This window comes from Algimonas porphyrae (assembly GCF_041429795.1).
GTDB lineage: Bacteria > Pseudomonadota > Alphaproteobacteria > Caulobacterales > Maricaulaceae > Litorimonas > Litorimonas porphyrae.
This window is the reverse complement of the sequence record NZ_CP163424.1, coordinates 452,088-469,199: the sequence shown is the minus strand read 5'-3', so window position 1 is coordinate 469,199 and position 17,112 is coordinate 452,088. Positions and strand designations below refer to the sequence as shown.

21 protein-coding genes are annotated in these 17,112 nt (G+C 61.1%); 11 read left to right on the top strand and 10 right to left on the bottom strand.

Translation table 11 applies throughout. From position 1 onward, the window contains the following. Positions 1–76: 76 nt before the first annotated feature. Positions 77–643 carry a hypothetical protein gene (locus tag AB6B39_RS02355; RefSeq protein WP_284371409.1) on the bottom strand — a complete coding sequence of 189 codons (567 nt, stop codon included), beginning with the start codon at positions 641–643 and terminating at the stop codon, positions 77–79. A 101-nt stretch (positions 644–744) separates the two neighbouring features. On the opposite strand from AB6B39_RS02355, the gene AB6B39_RS02350 reads away from it, so the two are divergent. The 3 genes from AB6B39_RS02350 (at position 745) to AB6B39_RS02340 (ending at position 3,378) form a co-directional block, all read left to right on the top strand. After that, entirely contained in the window at positions 745–1,443 is a 699-nt protein-coding gene (locus AB6B39_RS02350; protein WP_284371408.1) for a response regulator transcription factor, read from the top strand. Positions 1,444–1,445: 2 nt separating this feature from the next. Then, positions 1,446–2,771 carry a sensor histidine kinase gene (locus AB6B39_RS02345; RefSeq protein WP_284371407.1) on the top strand — a complete coding sequence of 442 codons (1,326 nt, stop codon included), beginning with the start codon at positions 1,446–1,448 and terminating at the stop codon, positions 2,769–2,771. A gap of 94 nt (positions 2,772–2,865) precedes the next feature. Next, the gene (locus AB6B39_RS02340; protein ID WP_284371406.1) at positions 2,866–3,378 is read left to right on the top strand and encodes a hypothetical protein; all 513 of its coding nucleotides are present in this window, start codon (positions 2,866–2,868) and stop codon (positions 3,376–3,378) included. A gap of 106 nt (positions 3,379–3,484) precedes the next feature. Here AB6B39_RS02340 and AB6B39_RS02335 read toward each other — a convergent pair whose 3' ends face one another. The 3 genes from AB6B39_RS02335 to mtaB form a co-directional block, all read right to left on the bottom strand. Continuing rightward, entirely contained in the window at positions 3,485–4,282 is a 798-nt protein-coding gene (locus AB6B39_RS02335; RefSeq protein ID WP_284371405.1) for an SDR family NAD(P)-dependent oxidoreductase, read from the bottom strand. An 88-nt stretch (positions 4,283–4,370) separates the two neighbouring features. Beyond that, positions 4,371–6,164, bottom strand: coding sequence for a signal recognition particle-docking protein FtsY (gene ftsY / locus AB6B39_RS02330; protein ID WP_284371404.1), 1,794 nt, complete (start codon positions 6,162–6,164; stop codon positions 4,371–4,373). After that, positions 6,157–7,452, bottom strand: a complete 1,296-nt coding sequence (mtaB, locus tag AB6B39_RS02325; RefSeq protein WP_284371403.1) for a tRNA (N(6)-L-threonylcarbamoyladenosine(37)-C(2))-methylthiotransferase MtaB — start codon at positions 7,450–7,452, stop codon at positions 6,157–6,159. The genes ftsY and mtaB overlap by 8 nt, the downstream gene beginning before the upstream one ends. Before the next feature lie 134 nt (positions 7,453–7,586). On the opposite strand from mtaB, the gene AB6B39_RS02320 reads away from it, so the two are divergent. The 6 genes from AB6B39_RS02320 (at position 7,587) to AB6B39_RS02295 (ending at position 11,410) form a co-directional block, all read left to right on the top strand. Continuing rightward, entirely contained in the window at positions 7,587–7,952 is a 366-nt protein-coding gene (locus AB6B39_RS02320) for a DUF6249 domain-containing protein (RefSeq protein WP_284371402.1), read from the top strand. A 5-nt stretch (positions 7,953–7,957) separates the two neighbouring features. Further along, positions 7,958–8,479, top strand: a complete 522-nt coding sequence (locus AB6B39_RS02315; protein ID WP_284371401.1) for an RNA polymerase sigma factor — start codon at positions 7,958–7,960, stop codon at positions 8,477–8,479. Next, positions 8,476–8,823 carry a hypothetical protein gene (locus AB6B39_RS02310; RefSeq protein WP_284371400.1) on the top strand — a complete coding sequence of 116 codons (348 nt, stop codon included), beginning with the start codon at positions 8,476–8,478 and terminating at the stop codon, positions 8,821–8,823. The genes AB6B39_RS02315 and AB6B39_RS02310 overlap by 4 nt, the downstream gene beginning before the upstream one ends. Before the next feature lie 76 nt (positions 8,824–8,899). Continuing rightward, the gene (locus AB6B39_RS02305) at positions 8,900–9,724 is read left to right on the top strand and encodes a UDP-2,3-diacylglucosamine diphosphatase (RefSeq protein ID WP_284371399.1); all 825 of its coding nucleotides are present in this window, start codon (positions 8,900–8,902) and stop codon (positions 9,722–9,724) included. Between the two features lie 37 nt (positions 9,725–9,761). Beyond that, a complete protein-coding gene (locus AB6B39_RS02300; RefSeq protein WP_284371398.1) occupies positions 9,762–10,673 on the top strand; it encodes an aminotransferase class IV in 912 nt (303 codons plus the stop codon). Positions 10,674–10,693: 20 nt separating this feature from the next. Continuing rightward, on the top strand, positions 10,694–11,410 hold the full coding sequence (locus tag AB6B39_RS02295; RefSeq protein WP_284371397.1) for a hypothetical protein: 717 nt from the start codon (positions 10,694–10,696) through the stop codon (positions 11,408–11,410). Here the strand turns inward: AB6B39_RS02295 and AB6B39_RS02290 are convergent. From AB6B39_RS02290 to AB6B39_RS02270, 5 genes are all read right to left on the bottom strand, one after another. Beyond that, positions 11,386–12,318, bottom strand: a complete 933-nt coding sequence (locus AB6B39_RS02290; RefSeq protein ID WP_284371396.1) for a sterol desaturase family protein — start codon at positions 12,316–12,318, stop codon at positions 11,386–11,388. The genes AB6B39_RS02295 and AB6B39_RS02290 overlap by 25 nt on opposite strands. Positions 12,319–12,420: 102 nt before the next feature. After that, on the bottom strand, positions 12,421–12,840 hold the full coding sequence (locus tag AB6B39_RS02285) for a Fur family transcriptional regulator (RefSeq protein ID WP_284371395.1): 420 nt from the start codon (positions 12,838–12,840) through the stop codon (positions 12,421–12,423). Positions 12,841–12,905: 65 nt separating this feature from the next. Continuing rightward, positions 12,906–13,337, bottom strand: coding sequence for a GNAT family N-acetyltransferase (locus AB6B39_RS02280; RefSeq protein ID WP_284371394.1), 432 nt, complete (start codon positions 13,335–13,337; stop codon positions 12,906–12,908). Then, positions 13,334–13,930 (bottom strand): tRNA (adenosine(37)-N6)-threonylcarbamoyltransferase complex dimerization subunit type 1 TsaB, encoded by a 597-nt coding sequence (gene tsaB / locus AB6B39_RS02275; RefSeq protein ID WP_284371393.1) that lies wholly within the window; start codon positions 13,928–13,930, stop codon positions 13,334–13,336. The genes AB6B39_RS02280 and tsaB overlap by 4 nt, the downstream gene beginning before the upstream one ends. Before the next feature lie 21 nt (positions 13,931–13,951). After that, on the bottom strand, positions 13,952–14,530 hold the full coding sequence (locus tag AB6B39_RS02270; protein ID WP_348520169.1) for a NifU family protein: 579 nt from the start codon (positions 14,528–14,530) through the stop codon (positions 13,952–13,954). 143 nt (positions 14,531–14,673) lie between these two features. Here AB6B39_RS02270 and AB6B39_RS02265 point away from each other — a divergent pair, with 143 nt between their 5' ends. Further along, positions 14,674–15,660 carry a M48 family metallopeptidase gene (locus AB6B39_RS02265; RefSeq protein ID WP_284371392.1) on the top strand — a complete coding sequence of 329 codons (987 nt, stop codon included), beginning with the start codon at positions 14,674–14,676 and terminating at the stop codon, positions 15,658–15,660. Next, entirely contained in the window at positions 15,653–16,645 is a 993-nt protein-coding gene (locus tag AB6B39_RS02260) for a M48 family metalloprotease (protein ID WP_284371391.1), read from the top strand. Before AB6B39_RS02265 ends, AB6B39_RS02260 begins: the two co-directional genes overlap by 8 nt. Here AB6B39_RS02260 and AB6B39_RS02255 read toward each other — a convergent pair. After that, positions 16,620–17,096 (bottom strand): copper chaperone PCu(A)C, encoded by a 477-nt coding sequence (locus AB6B39_RS02255; protein WP_284371390.1) that lies wholly within the window; start codon positions 17,094–17,096, stop codon positions 16,620–16,622. The genes AB6B39_RS02260 and AB6B39_RS02255 overlap by 26 nt on opposite strands. Positions 17,097–17,112: the final 16 nt, after the last annotated feature.

Sequence of the window (17,112 nt, the reverse complement as noted above, 5' to 3'; positions counted from 1 at the left end):
ACAAACCCTGTAAGCTCCAACATTACGGTCTTTGTAAGACGCCTCGGCGCGCCTTGTCGTTAAAGCGATCTCTATGTCAGTCGACGACGAATATATAAGTACCCGCCTCACCCTGATTGCGGATTTCGATCCGGTAGCGGGCGGTCACGTCCGGGGTGAAGCGGCAGACCGTCTGGTTGTCGCAAAACCGCGACTGGCCATCATCATCGAGAATATTGATCGTATAGTCTCCCAGCCCCGAAACGGACACTTGAGTTTCCTCGATACCGTAAAAGATTTCCTGGAATGTGTCCGTCTCTCCGGTCGCCAGCTCTGCGACACGGTAGCCAGGCCCCTGAACCCTTCCGCGCATGGGTGGCAAAACCTCATCGACCGGCTGCCAGCGATCGGCCAGATTGGCGCTGCCGCCGATCGGGCGCGCCTTCATCGCGACCAGACGCGTACCCGCATTTTCCAGAGCAGAACGATCGCCCATTTGTTCGGCGGCGCGGCCTTCAGTGATCACTGCTACCAGCTTGGCATGACTGGCCGGCACATCGATAGGCGCGACCTGATCCGCTGCGGGCGCGTCGGCACAACCCGCAAGAGCCGTCGCGCAGGTCAGGCCGATCATCGCCTTCAGCGCTGTCTTTCTTCCGATCATAGTCTCACCTCCACCGCCAGACGGGCCTAAACCGCGTGCGGGTTTCCCATTTCTTGTCCCGCAGACATCCGGTATCAACAACAATTATGATGAGTGACACGATGAAAAATCAGCCAAAAGCACTCATCGTCGAGGATATTGAGGATATTGCCCGTCATACGGCGCGGACGCTGGAAGCGGCGGGTTGGACCGTCGAACATGTCATGACGGGTGCTGAGGGCCTGCAGCGCGCACAAGAAGACCGGTTTCATGTCCTGATCTTCGACCGGATGCTTCCGGACGCCGAAGGCCTTGATATTGTGGAAACGCTCAGGGCCAAAGGTATCATGGTCCCGGTTCTGATGCTGACAGCGCTGGGCCAGACGGAGAGCCGGGTAGAAGGTTATGAGCGCGGAGCCGACGACTATATCGCCAAACCGTTCGAACCCGCCGAGCTGGTTGCGCGGGCCGGGGCGCTCTATCGCCGGGGGCAGACACAGGTGAAGGCTGATCTGCACAGGATTGCCGATCTGGAAATCCGGACCAAGGCCCGAACCGCGCATCGCTCCGGCCATCATATCGCGCTGAGCCCAAAAGAGTTCGATCTCCTGGAATATTTCGCCCGCAATACGGGCGAACTGGTCACGCGCGACATGCTGCTGCGAGATGTGTGGGGCATGCATTTCGACCCTGGAACCAATGTCGTTGACGTTAACATCTCCCGTCTGCGTCGCAAAATCGACGGGGATTTCGACACGGCCCTTCTCGTGACGGAACGGGGCCTCGGTTATCGCTTCGGGCCCGGACCCAGTCGCGGCTGACCATGCGCCGCCATTCCATTTTCACCCGGCTATCGCTATGGCTCGGTCTGGCGCCGGTGCTGGCGTTTATGGTGGTCGGCATCATCGTCATCCTGATGTCGCGACAGGCGCTCAGAACCGAACTCGTCAATCAGATCAATGACGACATGGCGGCGCTGGTCCTGATCGATGCGGATCGCGGCAGCCTGGCTCTGGAACAGGCCATCGCCCAGCGGATTGCCTTCAATACTGATCGTGCGGGCGCGCCTTATTACCGTCTCGAACGGGGCGGCGACGTTCTTGTCGGCAATATGGATCAGCGCGTCAGCGAGTTCACCCGTCCCATCGAAGTGGAGCAGGCCGGCGTTGGGCTGCTGGTTCGTGGCACGCCCCTGCGTGACCAGCGCACCCTTGTCGTCGGGCGCGACATGATTGCCGTTGCCCGAAGCGTTCAGATCTTGAGCGCCATCATTGCCGGAGGCGCGCTGCTGCTGGCGCTGATCTCCTTCGGTCTGACGCGCTGGCATATTGACCGTCTGCGGCGGCGCACAGGGCAGCTGAACGACACGTTCGATGATATTGCCCGTGGCCATCTCGACGCGCGGATCTCGATTGCTGACGGCCTAGATAGCGTCGACGAACTGGATGAGCTGGGCTTGCACATTAACGGCATGCTGGATCGGTTGAACCGGCTTTTGACCTTGCGAAAGCGGCTGACGGATCAGCTTGCGCATGAAATCCGGTCTCCGCTCGCCCGGCTCGACGCGACATTGGGACATGCGGAGGACGGCGGAAAGACGTCGATCGAAACGGCGCGCAAGGATCTGAGCCACACGCTGGTACTCTTGGACGGATTGCTGGATATTTCCGCGCTGGAGGCGCAGGCTGGCGATCGCCGCAATTTCAAACCGATTGCTCTGGGCGAACTCACCGCCGAACTGTTCGATCTGTTCGAACCTCTGGCGGAAACGCATGATCTGACACTGGTCATGAGCGCGGAAGAAACGCTGCGCGTATCAGGCGACAAAGCGCAACTGGGCCGGCTCATCTCCAACTTGTTCGACAATGCCATCAAATATGCCACGGCCAGCCCGATCATGGTCAGCGTGTCACGCGACGGCGATCAGGCCTGTCTGAGCGTCAGCAATCACGGCCCTGAAATCACCCCGGCCCTGCAGTCGGAAATCTTTACGCCTTTCTTCCGCCACCCCGACGCGCCCATGGGCAAGGGCCATGGGCTTGGGCTTGCCCTGTGCCGGTCCATTGCAGCCCGCCATTCCGGCTCATTGACCGTGACGTCGGAAGACGGCGTAACAACTTTTACCCTGTGTCTGCCTCTATCGGACTAATGTAACGCCGATTGTCATCCGGCCTCATCATAATTGCTGATGTCGTGCATGCGAAAGAATGGTGTCACCGTCCCACCAATCACTGGAGGGAACCATGAAAACCAAACTGACACTCTGCGCCATGACTGCGGCGCTTCTGCTGACCGGATGCGGCGCGACAGGCATTGCCAGCGCCATGGCACAGAAAGTGGCGTCCGATTCCATCACGGCGGCACAGGAAAAAAGCCGCATGGCTGCAGTCGAGCGCAACGCACTGGCCGCTGCAAACCGGGATGGTGACGCCATTCTGACCTGTACGGAGATCAATGTCCAGCTGGCCGAAGAAGCCGTGCTGATGGCCGAAGCAGCCGAAAATCTTGGCATCCAGGTCAATGATTATCAGGGCGACGCAGCACGCAACTCTGCGATCGTTCAGGCCGGGATGGCGACTGGCGCCGGCAAGGCGATACCGGTCGTCGGTGGGCTGGCCAATATGGCCGCAACGGCCAAGCGCGAAGAGCGCGCCAAGCTCAAGGCAGAGGCCGAGATCCAGTTCTACGGCTCAAGAGCCCGTCGCGACGTTCTGACGGATCTGTCCGAAAAAGCGGGCTGCGGCGACCCATCCTGATCACGGATTGATCCGTAATCATCTGCATCAGGTCGGCCCGTCATAACGGGGCGCAATTCGAAAGACCGGCCTGAGCCCTCGCGCGGACGACCTTTTTTGCAGGTCGTCAGCGCGGGGGCATTCGCGCGCCCGCATCGGTGCGAATATATTCACCGTTAATATAGCCGTGTTCGATCATGAAGCGGACGACATCGGCATATTCATCGGGCTGTCCGAATCGGTTCGGAAACTGGACATGAGCCCGCAGTGACTCTTTCACTTCCGGCTTCATCTGCTCATAGATCGGCGTTTCGTAAAAGCCCGGCAGGATCGTGTTCACGCGAATGCCTTCCCGCGCCAGATCGCGCGCCATTGGCAAAGCCATGGACAGGATGCCGCCTTTGGATGCAGCGTAGGCGACCTGGCCGATCTGCCCGTCCTGCGCCGCGACCGAGGCCGTATTGATGATCACGCCCCGTTCGCCGTCCGGCTGGGTCGGGTCGAGCGCCATCATGCCGGCGGCCGATTTGGACGCGCAGAGAAAGCTGCCAATCAGATTGATATTGATGATGCGCATGAACGCATCCGCATCGTGCGCCACGATTTCGCCCGTGTCGCGTTTGCGCGAGGCGGTCTTGATCCCGCCGCCAATGCCAGCGCAATTAACGAAGATCCGTTCCTGTCCGATTGCGCCGCGAACCGCCGCAAAGCCAGCATCGACAGACGCATTATTCGCAACATTGACCTTGGCGAAGACGCCCCCGATCGCCTGCGCAACGCTTTGGCCCCGCTCCTCGTTCATGTCGAAAATACCGACCTTGACGCCGGCAGCGGCTAGCATGCGGGCCGTGCCCTCGCCGAGACCGGATGCCCCGCCCGTGACGATGGCTGCCAACGGGGTAGACAGGGTGGTATCAAGTTTCATGGGACGCTCCAGAGAGTAAAATCGCGCTCTGCTATGGCGAGACAGCGATCAGGGCAAGGGGTGGTAACGCGCCGCCTCTGCAATCGCTTCAGTCCGTCTGTGGGTTTGCTGTGGGAGTCACCGCATCGGCCACACCCGAAAGGGCGGCAGCGAAGACCGGGGCAGAAAAGATCTCCAGGTCCTCGATCGCTTCGCCAATTCCGATAAAATGAATCGGTAGCTTGTATTTTTCCGACAGCGCGACCAGAACCCCGCCTTTGGCCGTACCGTCCAGCTTGGTCATGATCAGGCCGGACACATTGGCGGTTTCGCGGAAGGCTTCGACCTGCGACAGCGCATTCTGGCCGACCGTCGCATCCAGCACCAGCACGCTGTGATGCGGGGCTGAACTGTCCGTCTTTTCGATAACGCGAATAATCTTGGCCAGCTCGTCCATTAGCTCGGTGCGGTTCTGCAGACGTCCCGCCGTGTCGATCATCAGGATATCGTATTTTTCGTCCCGCGCGCGGTTCATGGCATCAAAGACGAGACTGGCTGCATCCGCGCCGGGTTTGCCTGACATGACCGGCGCGCCCGCCCGTTCGCCCCAGACCGTGAGCTGCTCCACAGCAGCGGCGCGAAAAGTATCTGCCGCGCAGATCAGCACGCGCTGGCCCTGATCGCCGAACCGTTTGGCGATCTTGCCGAGCGTCGTCGTCTTACCCGAGCCATTGACGCCAACGAACAGAATAACCTGTGGTCGCGCCAGACCCAGTACGAAGGGCGTTTCCAGCGGAGTTAGAATGTCGGAAATCGTTTCCGCCAGAGCGACCTTGATTTCCAGATCAGTGACTTGCTTGTCGAACTTGTCTTCGGCGAGATTGCTGCTGACCTGTTCGGCTACGTCCGAGCCCAGATCGGCCATGATGAGAATGTCTTCCAGATCCTCCAGCGCTTCGCGGTCGAGCGTGCGCTGATTGAAGCTCGCGGCCATCTGGTCCGACATGCGGGATGTCGACCGACGCAAACCCTTGGAAATGCGGTCGAGAAAGCCGCCTTCGGCCGTGACATCCGGTTCGGGCTCGGGCTCGGGTGACAGACCCGCAGCGATCCGTTGCGCGCGGCGTTCCTCGGCAAGGCGTTCGCGTTCGGCTTCTTCGGCCTGCTCGCGCGCCTTGCGGTCGGCGGCGCGGGCAGCGCGGCGTTCGGCTTCTTCCGCTTCGCGGGCCAGCCGTTCGATCTGGGCGGTCTGGCGAGCCTCTTCTGCACGCGCAGCCACCGCCGCTTCCTCGGCCAGACGACGCTCTTCGGCCAGGCGGGCGTCCTCGGCCAGACGCTCCATTTCCAGCCGCGCGCGTTCCGCGGCCTCCTCTTCGGCCTTGCGTTTTAACTCTGCCGCTTCGGCTTCAGAAGCGGCACGGTCGATCTCTGCCTGACGCGCCGCTTCCAGTCGCGCCGCATCTTCGGCCCGTGCCTTGGCTTCGACCGCCTGTCGTGCCGTCTCTTCTGCTTCGCGCGCTGCGCGTGCCTCAGCGAGCCGGGCCTCGTCAGCGAGGCGTCTGTCGTCCGCCGCCTTGGCCGCGGCCTCTTCCGCCTCGCGTCGGGATTTTTCTTCGGCGAGTTGTTTGGCACGTTCGACATCGCGGGCAGCCTGAATTTCCGCCTGACGCTTTTCTTCCGCTTCGATAGCGGCTTTTTCCGCGTCCGAGACGTCGGACGAGCCCGTGTCCTGTTCCCGGGCAGATGCCAGGGCAGCCGCATTGATCGCCGCCATACGCGCGGCCATCTGCGCGTCGATCTGCTGCTGCTGGGCCGCGCGTTCAGCGGCCTCGAGAGCCAGTTTCTCGTCTTTACTCTTGAAACCGAGTTTGGAGAGGAAACCGCGTTTCTTCTTCTCAGCCATGAAGGCTCCCCATGAGATGGTCGTCTGTCGCACCTATCACGGTGACCCTAGCAAGCGAACCCGCAGGCGGTGGATTATCGACGCGGACAAGGCTGAAATCGGGCAGGCGGCCCTGACCGTTCTCTTCGAACAGCGCCGTATCGGTATCGCCGATGCGTGCGGCCAAATGCGCGGCCTTCACTGCCGCTCCCGCTTCGCGCAGCAACCGGGCGCGGACCTTGACGATATTACCGTCGACGGGAGGGATCCGGGCCGCAGGCGTGCCTTCTCGCGCCGAATAGGGAAAGACGTGCAGCCACGGAATACCGATGTCAGCGACGATCGTCCGGCTATTGTCGAACATGGCGTCATCTTCCGTCGGGAAGCCTGCAATCATGTCCGCACCGAAGGTGATCTCCGGGCGACGCGCCTGCAGCTCCGCACACAGGTCGACGACCTGCTGCCGCGAGTGACGGCGCTTCATCCGCTTCAGGATCATGTCGTCACCCGCCTGCAGCGACAGGTGCAGATAGGGCGTGATGCGGGGTTCGGAGACGATCAGCTCGAACAGGACCGGATCGACCTCTGCCGGATCGATGGAAGAAAAGCGCAGGCGCGCCAGCTCGGGTACCAGTTTCAGCACGCGCCGGACCAGATCGCCCAGCGGCGGCTGTCCCGGCAAGTCCCCGCCCCAGCTCGACAGGTCCACGCCTGTCAGGACCACTTCACGATAACCCTGCCGCACAAGGTTGCGCACATGGCTGACCACTTCGCCCGCCGGAACGGATCGCGCATTGCCGCGACCATAGGGAATGATGCAGAATGTGCAGCGATGATCGCAGCCATTCTGCACCTGCAGAAAAGCCCGCGTCCGAGACTGTGCCCGCCCATCACCCTTCAGCCCGGGACTATTCTCACTGCCAAGGAATTGCGGGGCGCTGTTCCGGACAGCCATGATGTCGTTGACGCGAATGCGTTCCGTACCCGCACCGAAATGCTCAGCCGCGAATGCGCCTGGCAGCATCTTGTCGTGATTGCCAAGCACCTGATCGACTTCGGGCATGGCGGCAAAGGCGGTCGGGTCGATTTGCGCCGCGCAGCCGGTGACGATCACGGTCGCGCCCGGTCGGTCGCGCCTTGCCTTACGGACCCGCCGCCGACTTTCGGCGACGGCCTCATTGGTGACGGCACAAGTATTGATAATCACCGCATCCGTCAGCCCATCATCCCGCGCAAGCGTGACCATTGCGTCCGATTCGGACGCATTGAGGCGGCACCCCAGAGTTATGACTTCAACAGCATTTGTCACGGTCCCGCCATGTGGTCCGCCGACCTATCCGGGTCAAGTTTTGCAGGCAGACGAGAAAAATTTCGCCCTCCTGCATCCAAAACCGCCTCTCGTGACGTCTGACTAGTATAAACGTTCTTCAAAGGAGACATCACATGGAAGACATTCTCGTCCCGATTGCCTTTTTCGCAGTCATCCCCGTCATTGTCTGGGCGGTAAGTGCCTATCGCTACAAAAGCCATGCAGAGACGGTGAAAATTCTCGACACCATGGCGTCCAAGGGAGAGACGATCACTCCGGAGATCGTTGCCGCCCTCGGTGTCCGGCGTCGGCCTAAGCACGCCGACCTGAGAACCGGAATGATCCTGATTGCGATCGCCCTTTCAACGGCCATTCTCGGGATTCTCATCCCTGATGCCGAAGCCACGCGAATATTCTTCGGATTTGCCAGCTTCCCCTTCCTGGTCGGCCTCGTTCTGGTCGGCCTGTGGACGCTGATTACTCGCAAGTCGGAAGACTGAAGACTTTGCGTCGAACACACTCACATCATGCTGAGGCGTTCGACGCTATTGTCCGCACTCACCAAGGTGCAGTGCGGACATTCCTGCGCCGGTTGACCCGGAACAGTGCCCTCGCCGACGAGCTGGCGCAGGAAACCTTTCTTACCGCCTTTCGGACCGGCGAGACGATTGCGACGATCAGAAACATGCGAAGCTGGCTGCTGCGCCTCGCCTATCGTCAGTTTCTCGATAGTCATCGTCGTGACAAGCGCCGCCGCGATTTGGCTGCCGGAAATGCCGAGCCCGATGAGGCCGGACACAACGATCATGGCACACGTCTGGATATTGCGCGCGCCATGGATAGCCTGCCGCCTGAACGCCGCGCCTGTGCCATGTTGTGCCTGGCGCTGGGTCATAGTCACGGCGATGCGGCCCAGATTACCGGCTTGCCACTCGGAACAGTCAAGTCGCATGTCAATCGCGCCCGGACTGCGCTACAGGATCGTCTGAGCGCCTATCAAAATCATATTGCAGGAGACGCGCCATGAATGACGAAACGTTGAAAACGCTGCTCTCGGCCTATGCGGCGCCAACGCCCGAAGACGGTTTCTCCGACAGGGTGATGGACGCGGTGATGGCCGAGCCCACGCCGCAGACGATCGACCTTTCGGATTACAGGATCCGGCCCCGCCAGCCTTGGCGCGGCTGGGTCTTGGCGGCGGTGCTGGGGCTTCTTGCCGGCCTGATCTGGACGCGGCTCGGCATTGCCTTGCCCGACCTGCCCGAGAGCAGCCAAATGCCCGACCTGTTCCATTCCGGATGGGGGCTTTATGCACTGTTCGGCCTCTGCCTGGCGGGACTGCTGCTGTTCATCGAAACCGAAGCCTATTGAACGGCGCTGCGATCGTCACAGGGCTGTAATCCGCGCGTCACACGCTGGACACCAAATCACCCTAGCGGCGCAGCCCATGTCGCATTACCGCACCATATTCATCTCGGACCTGCATCTGGGATCCAAGGGCTGCCAGGCCGAAGCGCTCTGCCTGTTCATGAAGGAACACACATCCGAGCGGCTTTATCTAGTCGGCGATATCATCGATGGCTGGCGCATGCGCAAGAAATGGTACTGGCCACAAAGCCACACTAATGTCGTACGCCGCATCCTGACGGCGGCCAAGCGGGGCACGGACGTCACCTATATCATCGGCAACCATGACGAATTTCTGCGCGGTTTTCTCAAATTCCGGCTGATGTTCGGCGATATCGCGGTTCGCAACCGCGCCGTCCATGACGGGCAGGACGGCAAGCGCTATCTGGTCGTTCATGGCGACATGTTTGACGGGCTGATGCGGGCGGACCGCAAGTGGATCATGCATTTGGGCGACAGCGCCTATAATCTGCTGCTCTGGGTCAATACGAAGCTCAACGTCGTGCGGCGACGCCTCGGCATGGATTACTGGTCGCTATCGAAAATGCTGAAATCCCGTACCAAACGCGCAATGAATTTCATCCAAAGCTTCGAAGGCCATGTCGCAGATTATTGCCGACGCAAGGGCTTTGACGGAGCGATCTGCGGACACATCCATGTTGCCGAGCAGCGCGAGATCGACGGGATCACCTACAAGAATACGGGCGACTGGGTCGAAAGCTGTACGGCGCTGGTCGAGCATTTTGACGGACGCTGGGAAATCCTCCACTTCGCCCCGCACGCCGCCCTCATCGCCGACCGCGCGATTTATGGGGATACAATCCCGCAAGCGTCCACACCTGCCGCTCTGATCCCGGCTCAGTAGGGCTTTCCCCTTCGTACGGGCCTGCTAGAAGGCCCTCATGTCCTTCGGAACCCACGCCTACGTTCCGGACGCGCGCAATGCGTCCGTCAAGTTCAATGTCAACGGCATGCTGGTCCCACGCGATCAGGCGGTGGTGAACGTCTTCGACAGCGGCTTCATGCTGGGTGATGGGGTGTGGGAAGGCTTGCGCGTTCACCACGGCAAGGTCGCCTTTCTGGACGACCATCTGGACCGGCTGTGGGAAGGGCTGGCCGCACTGCATATCGATCCGGGCGTGACTCAGGAGGAACTTGCAGAGCGTCTGTCGGAAACGCTGGCAGCCAACGCCATGACCGAGCATGTCCATATCCGCCTGATGGTGACGCGCGGTCTGCGTTCGACGCCCTATCAGGACCCGCGCGTTATCATCTCGCCCGCGACTATCGTCATTGCCCCGGAATATAAGCAACCCGATCCGGCGACAGCAGAACGTCCGCTCAAGCTGCAAAGCGTTGCGACCCGCCGGGGCCGCCCCGACGTGCAGGATCCGGGGCTGAATAGCCATTCCAAGATCAACTGCATCACGGCCTGCATTCAGGGCATCGAAGCCGGCGCGGACGAAGCCATTATGCTCGACCCGCACGGTTTCGTCGCCACCTGCAACAGCACCCATTTCTTCATTGTCCGCAAGGGCGAAGTCTGGACATCGACGGGCGATTACTGTCTCGGCGGGATCACGCGCAGCAAGGTGATCGCACTCTGCAAGGCCAATGACATTCCGGTCTACGAACGCAATTTCACGCTGCGTCACTGCTATGCGGCGGATGAAGCCTTCACGACGGGTACCTTTGCCGGGCTAGCCCCTGTCGGCGAGATCGACGGCCGGACAATCGGTAACGGCACGCGCGGCCCCATTGTGGAGCGGCTGCAGCAGCTCTATCTCGCCTTGATCGCGCGCGACACGCAATAGGCCTCTAACCCAAGAGCTGCATGATGAGCCAAATTCTCTGCCTCTGGTCCGGGCCGCGCAACATTTCCACGGCCATGATGCGAAGCTTCAGCGCACGGACTGACACGGTCTGCTGGGACGAACCGTTCTTCGCCGCCTATCTTGACAGGACGGGGCTGGATCATCCGGGCCGCGAAGAGACACTCGCCGAATGCGAAACCGATCCGGAAACGGTGGTGGCGCGGATCATCAAACCGGTTCAGGCCGACTATCATTTTCAGAAGCATATGGCCCATCATATGATCGATGGCATGCCGACCGACTGGATGGATCAGGCCCGCCATGTGCTGCTGATCCGGCATCCGGCCCGGGTGATCGCATCCTATGCGAAGGGGCGACCGGATTTCGTCGCAGATGATATTGGCTTTCCGGGACTCCTGGCCCTGCACAGTCACATCACGGACCGCCAGGGGCGGACTCCGCTCGTCGTCGATTGCGACATGATCCTGAGCGACCCGGAACAGGCCTTGCGAGCGATCTGCCAGGACGGGTTCGACATTCCGCTCGACCCGGCCATGCTGCAATGGGAGGCAGGCCCGCGCGAGGAAGATGGACCCTGGGCTCCTTACTGGTACCGCAATGTCATCGCCTCGAAAGGCTTCGGTCCGCCGTCTGGCGCTCTGCCCGCCGTGGCAGACCGCTACGCCGAGATTTATGCGTCCAGCCTGTCGGCTTACAATACGCTGCTGGCGCTCTGATCGGCATTGGCGGCAGGTGGCGCCTTTACGTCTTGGTCACGGCGTCCAAACCGTCTGACGGCCCAGCCCGATATCCACTGCCCGTACCGGATGAAGGGATGCAACTGACCGCGAACGGCATCGTCCGGCGCGTCACTGACGCCTGTCGGGCGGTCGCACCAGCCCGGATCGTGATAGGTCCGGAACAAAATGTCCCAGAGCGGAAACATGTCGCACAGGTTCTTGCCATAGACCGCCGGATCATCGGCGTGATGCCAGCGATGATAGTTGGGTGAGGCGAAGACCTTGCGCAGCCGTCCGTGATCGAAGGGCAGGCCGGAATGGATGTAGAAGCTGTACCAGGTCCGCAGCAGACCGGCCACCCCCACGATGATGAGCGGCATGTCGAGCCATCCCAGAACGACGAGGCTGACGAGGCTCATCTGCAATGATTCCAGAATATGGATGCGCGCCGCCGTCGTGTGATTCATGTCGCGATCAGAATGATGCAGCGAATGAAACTCCCACGCCCAAGGACGATGCAGAAGCCGGTGGCTCCAATAATTCTTGAAGTCCAGAATGATGAGCGCGAAAACAAGCTGTAGCCAGAACGGCCACCCATCGATCACGGCAAAACGGTCAATCCCGACTGTCTCCGTCCAGAACCCGTCAATGCCTTCATAGAACCAGACCAGCATCGCCATCCAGATGAAGCTGTTGGTCAGGGCCAGCGCGACATTGTTCGTCGTGCTCCAGATCAGTCCAGAATTGGGGGCAAAAGCGGCCAGCGTCACCCGTTCCCCGGCACGCACAAGCGACCAGAGTCTATAGGCCAGCAAGAGCAGCGGAAAGACCAGCATGGCCTCGAACATCGACCATTCGCGCGCAATCAGCACGAACATGACAAAGACTGTTTCGAGGAGATCCATGTGCCCATTCTACACAGGGACAGGTAATGGCTCGCTAAGGAACAGCGCTAATAAAAGGTCAAAACGGGGTGCGCCGCTAGGCGGTCCGAGACGACGGGGGCTTCAGCTTTTTTTCTTGCGCCCGTAAAGTTCCAGCCGGTGATCGACCAGCTCATAGCCGAGCTTTTCGGCAATGCGGTGCTGTAGTGCCTCGATCTCGTCATCGACGAACTCGATGACTTCGCCCGTCTGCACGTCGATCAGATGGTCATGATGGTCTGCATCCGCAGCCTCATAACGCGCGCGGCCATCCCGGAAGTCATGCGTTTCGATGATGCCGGAATCAGAAAAGAGTCGGACCGTGCGGTAAACAGTGGCCAGACTGATCCGGGAATCGATCTTGGACGCCCGGGCGTAGAGCTCTTCGGCATCAGGGTGATCATCGGAATTAGCGAGAACCTTGGCAATGACCCGGCGCTGCTCCGTCAATCGCAGCCCGCGTTCGACACATTTTTTCTCGATCCATGTTTCCGTATTCGGCATGGGGTTCGCTTAACCTGATGCGGCCCCGCCGTCCAGCCGCACGGGAGCATCCCAGGCGACGGGCTTCACCGCAGGTCAAATCCATAGGTGATCGCAGCAACACGCCCACCTGGACGCGCGTAATAGCCGGGGCGCCGCCCGATCGGACGGTAGCCGATCCGTTCATAAAGCCGCTTCGCCGCATGATTATCTTCGGCCACTTCCAGGAAGATGTGGCGAAGGTCTTCCCCCGAGAGGCATTGCGCTGCGTCGCGCAGCAACGCTGCCGCATGGCCCTGACTGCGCGCATCCGGATGGGTTGTTATGGTGAGAATTTCCGCATCCACATCGGACCGTCGTAGGATCATGAAAGCGGTAAGCGGCGTGCCCGTGCCGAGGCACAGATCCCGCTCTATATGCACCGCCATGTCCAGAGCGGACCAGCCCTTGTCAAACCCTGCCGCATGGATCGCCGCCATGGCCTTGGCATCCGACGGGGCAAGGACGCGAACCATCATGAGGCCGGAAGCACTTTGCCGCCCGGCAGTTTTGCGTCCGGCGCGCGCGCATAGAGCGGATCGGCCGCGTGATCCGCAGGATCGGCCGCCATGGCGAGCTGTGCCAACATACGAACATCGACCCGTTCGGCCGGATATAAGGGAGCGGAATGCGCCGCTGCCAGCGCTTGGGCGTCATTCATCGACATTGCCTGTGGCAGGACGCGGACCCGGCCCTGTTCATGGATGGCGGCAAAGACCTGCCCGCGTTTGACGTCACGGAAAACCGCAACCCTGGCATCGGGCCAGGTCGCGGCTTCGATCATTAGCGCGTCCATGCCCAGCACGGGCAGGCGACGCGGCAAGGCAAATCCCTTGGCCAGTGACAAGGCCACGCGCAGTCCGGTAAAGCTGCCAGGCCCGGTACAGACAGCGATCCTGTCAACCGCATCCCGCGCCAGGTCCGCCGCGACGAACAGCTCGGCAACCATCGGCGCCAGCCGTTCCGCATGACCACGACCGATCCGCTCCGACGTAAAGGCCAGAACGCGGTCATCCTGGCTGAGACAGGCGGAGCAGTCAGGCCCGGTCGTGTCCAGAGCCAGAACGATCATGAGCGATCAAACATGATTGTGTCAGGCCGCGGCCTGTTCGACGCGGGTGACTTCTGGCACATAATGCTTGAGGAGATTTTCGATTCCGTGTTTCAGGGTCATAGTGCTGGACGGACATCCGGCACAGGCGCCCCGCATTTCCAGGAATACAGCCCCGTCCGTTTCGTCGAAATGACGGAAGACGATGTCGCCGCCGTCCTGCGCGACGGCAGGCCGGACGCGCAATTCGATCAATTCCTTGATCTGTTCGACGATTTCGGCGGTTTCGCCCTCATAGACACGCTCTTCCACCTCATCTGCCTGAAGCTGTTCGCTCAGCGGTACGCCGCCCGCGACGAAGAAATCCATGATCGCGCCCAGCACGGCGGGACGCAGATGTTTCCAATGCGCAGCGTCGGATTTGGTGACAGAGATGAAATCGGAGCCGAACATGAGCCGCGACACGTCGGGAATCATGAACAGCATTTCCGCAAGCGGCGCCTGAGACACATCCGCTCCGCGCGTGAATTCGACCGGGGTCGCCCCCGGTCCTGCCACGTCGCGGCCCGGCAGGAATTTCAGCGTTGCCGGGTTCGGCGTATCTTCGGTCTGGATAAACATGATGACTATCTGGCGTGGGCATGGACCCGCTGCAAGAGGCTGACGAAGAGTTGAGTGGCAAAATTGCCGCACCCCAGGCTTTTCCGACGGATGAGACGCAGTCTTCGCATTGACCGCACTCCTGCATTGGGCATGGTATGGGCGTGAAACGGTCTCTGCGATTTCCGGCGATCATCCTTGCGACCCTGACCGCTTTGGCCGGGTGCGCCAGCACGGCGACGCGCCTGCCGGAGATCAGCGCGCCCGATCTGCTGGCAGAATCGCTGCTACAGGAAAGCCGGGCCCTCGAGGTCCAATCCGCGCACCGCCATCGCCTATCACGCATCGGTCGCCGCATTCTTCTCGCCAATGCCGAGCTTTGTCCCAAAACCCGCCGCGACATCGGCGTCATCATCCATTCCGATGACAGCTATGCCAAGGAGATGCGTATCGCAGCGCGGCGCGAGCTGGGCGTGCTGGATCGTCCGAGCATATTTCACGTCATCCCGAACAGTCCTGCAGATATTGCCGGGCTGAAACAGGGCGATGTCATTCTGATCGACGAGAAGGCCGTCGATGCAACCGACAAGGCCCTGCAGGACGCGCTGTCATCCGAACGCGCCGCCCTGTCCATCGATCGCGACGGCCAGCGACGGACAATCACGGTTGAGCCGCAGACGCTCTGCCATTCGCGTCTTCGCCTGCGTTCCAGCGCAGCCATCAATGCGATTGCCGACGGACGCCACATTACGGTGACGACGGGCATGATGGAGTTCGCCCAGAGCGATGACGAGCTGGCCATGGTGATTGGCCATGAGTTGGCGCACAATACGATGGGCCATATTCGCAAGGTAATCGGCAATCTCATCCTGTCCGGATTCGCAACGCGCTATACGCGCCCGTTTGAGTCCGAATCCGATTATGTCGGCCTTTATTACATGGTTCGCGCCGGATTCGATCCGGACGGGGTCGAGACATTCTGGCGTCGCCTCGCGGATGTCGACCCCCGCTCTGTCAACCGCGCCAAAACCCATCCGACCTTCCCGGACCGCTATCTGCGTATCGCCGCTGCGCGCGGGGAAATCCGTGCCAAACAGGCCGCGGGTGAACCGCTCGTGCCGAACTTCAAGGCGGACGCTGAGGGTGAGTAAGTCCGTCATACGGACGTCCTTTGTCGGACCTGTCGTGCTGCTGCTGCTCTGCGCCTGCTCCCCGGCGCAAGCCGATGATCAGGCCGAGACGGATCAACCCGGCGAAACCACCGACACCGGCCCTGCCGTCGACACCACATCCGGCACGGTCCTGAATACGGACAGGCTTCAGCGCGAACCGGATCGCTACGCCGAATTCCGGCGGCGTCTGCTGGATCATCAGGCCAGGGCGGCACGGGTTGACCGGATCAGTCGCCGACTGCGCGTGGCGAATGCACCTCTTTGTCAGCGCACGCGCCTCGATGCGGGGCTGAGCGTTCACAGCTTGCTGGATTATCCGGAAGGCATCAGACCGCTCGCCCTGCATTTTTTACCGCTCTCGGAGCGGGGACAGTCGATCCGCAGTATTGTGCCCGGCTCGCCAGGCGACAGGGCGCGGCTACAGCCCGGCGAGACAATCCTGTCGGGCTGGCCGATCGAAGACGACGCTCCGCTCGTGCTGCGCGGAGATGAAGGTCCGGAAACCGTCAGGCTCGAGGCCGAACTGGCCTGTATCGCGCCTACCTATGTCATCGCGTCGGACCGGCTGAACGCGTCAACCGATGGGCGCGATATCGAATTGTCGACTGCGCTGATCGATCAGGTCGGCGATGATGCCGGGCTGGCCTTGATCATTGCCCATGAAATGAGCCACGCGCTGCGCGGCCATACGAGCGACATGTCGCGCTGGGATATGGAATTGCAAGCGGATGGCGATGCGCTGATCCTGATGCATAATGCGGGCTATGACGTCGCCACGACGGTTGCGAGCTGGGAAGCCGGTATCGAAATCCACCGCGAAAGCCAGTCCCTGAGCGCAACCCATCCGCCCGTCAGCATCCGCCTGCAGAATCTGCAGCGCCGCCTGGCCTGGATCGAAGCTGCTCCGGAAGGCCGGCTCGACCTTCCGGATAGGCTTGCTAGCGGCTCCGGACCGGGACGATAAGGGTGACGGTCTCACCGTCCGCATAGGTCAGAGTGACGGGCGCGTCCGTCTGACCTTCTGCGACCGCCATCCCGAACATCATCAGATGAAGGCTGCCCGGTTCCAGCACGACGGAGCCGCCTGCCGGAATATCGATCCCATCGACTTCGCGCATCGCCATAACGCCGTCCGTCATGGTGTGGGTGTGCAGCTCGACCGTGTCCGCGACCGGACTGGACGCCGAGATGATCCGGGCGTCTGTCACCCCGTCATTAGTCGCAACGAAAAAGGCGGCCCCGACATTCCGGCCGATCAGCGGCGGCAGCATATAGGCATCGGAAATGGTGACGGCGGAGCTGGCGGAGGCGGTGATTGTCGCATCAGGTGTGGCATCGTCCGGCAATGCGGTTTTCGCGTCGGAACAGGCCGCCACAATCAGTGCCGCAGTCGTAACAAGGAGCAGTCGTGTCATGAGAGAATCCCGAGGT

Coding starts and splice junctions, on each gene's coding strand:
- AB6B39_RS02340 (WP_284371406.1), top strand. CDS start 2,866: ATGAAAACCAAACTGACACTCTGCGCCATGACTGCGGCGCTTCTGCTG.
- tsaB (WP_284371393.1), bottom strand. CDS start 13,930: ATGATCGTTCTGGCTCTGGACACGACCGGGCCTGACTGCTCCGCCTGT.
- AB6B39_RS02295 (WP_284371397.1), top strand. CDS start 10,694: ATGATGAGCCAAATTCTCTGCCTCTGGTCCGGGCCGCGCAACATTTCC.
- AB6B39_RS02310 (WP_284371400.1), top strand. CDS start 8,476: ATGAATGACGAAACGTTGAAAACGCTGCTCTCGGCCTATGCGGCGCCA.
- AB6B39_RS02345 (WP_284371407.1), top strand. CDS start 1,446: ATGCGCCGCCATTCCATTTTCACCCGGCTATCGCTATGGCTCGGTCTG.
- AB6B39_RS02270 (WP_348520169.1), bottom strand. CDS start 14,530: ATGTTTATCCAGACCGAAGATACGCCGAACCCGGCAACGCTGAAATTC.
- AB6B39_RS02255 (WP_284371390.1), bottom strand. CDS start 17,096: ATGACACGACTGCTCCTTGTTACGACTGCGGCACTGATTGTGGCGGCC.
- AB6B39_RS02320 (WP_284371402.1), top strand. CDS start 7,587: ATGGAAGACATTCTCGTCCCGATTGCCTTTTTCGCAGTCATCCCCGTC.
- ftsY (WP_284371404.1), bottom strand. CDS start 6,164: ATGGCTGAGAAGAAGAAACGCGGTTTCCTCTCCAAACTCGGTTTCAAG.
- AB6B39_RS02335 (WP_284371405.1), bottom strand. CDS start 4,282: ATGAAACTTGATACCACCCTGTCTACCCCGTTGGCAGCCATCGTCACG.
- AB6B39_RS02350 (WP_284371408.1), top strand. CDS start 745: ATGAAAAATCAGCCAAAAGCACTCATCGTCGAGGATATTGAGGATATT.
- AB6B39_RS02290 (WP_284371396.1), bottom strand. CDS start 12,318: ATGGATCTCCTCGAAACAGTCTTTGTCATGTTCGTGCTGATTGCGCGC.
- AB6B39_RS02280 (WP_284371394.1), bottom strand. CDS start 13,337: ATGATGGTTCGCGTCCTTGCCCCGTCGGATGCCAAGGCCATGGCGGCG.
- AB6B39_RS02355 (WP_284371409.1), bottom strand. CDS start 643: ATGATCGGAAGAAAGACAGCGCTGAAGGCGATGATCGGCCTGACCTGC.
- AB6B39_RS02285 (WP_284371395.1), bottom strand. CDS start 12,840: ATGCCGAATACGGAAACATGGATCGAGAAAAAATGTGTCGAACGCGGG.
- AB6B39_RS02300 (WP_284371398.1), top strand. CDS start 9,762: ATGTCCTTCGGAACCCACGCCTACGTTCCGGACGCGCGCAATGCGTCC.
- AB6B39_RS02305 (WP_284371399.1), top strand. CDS start 8,900: ATGTCGCATTACCGCACCATATTCATCTCGGACCTGCATCTGGGATCC.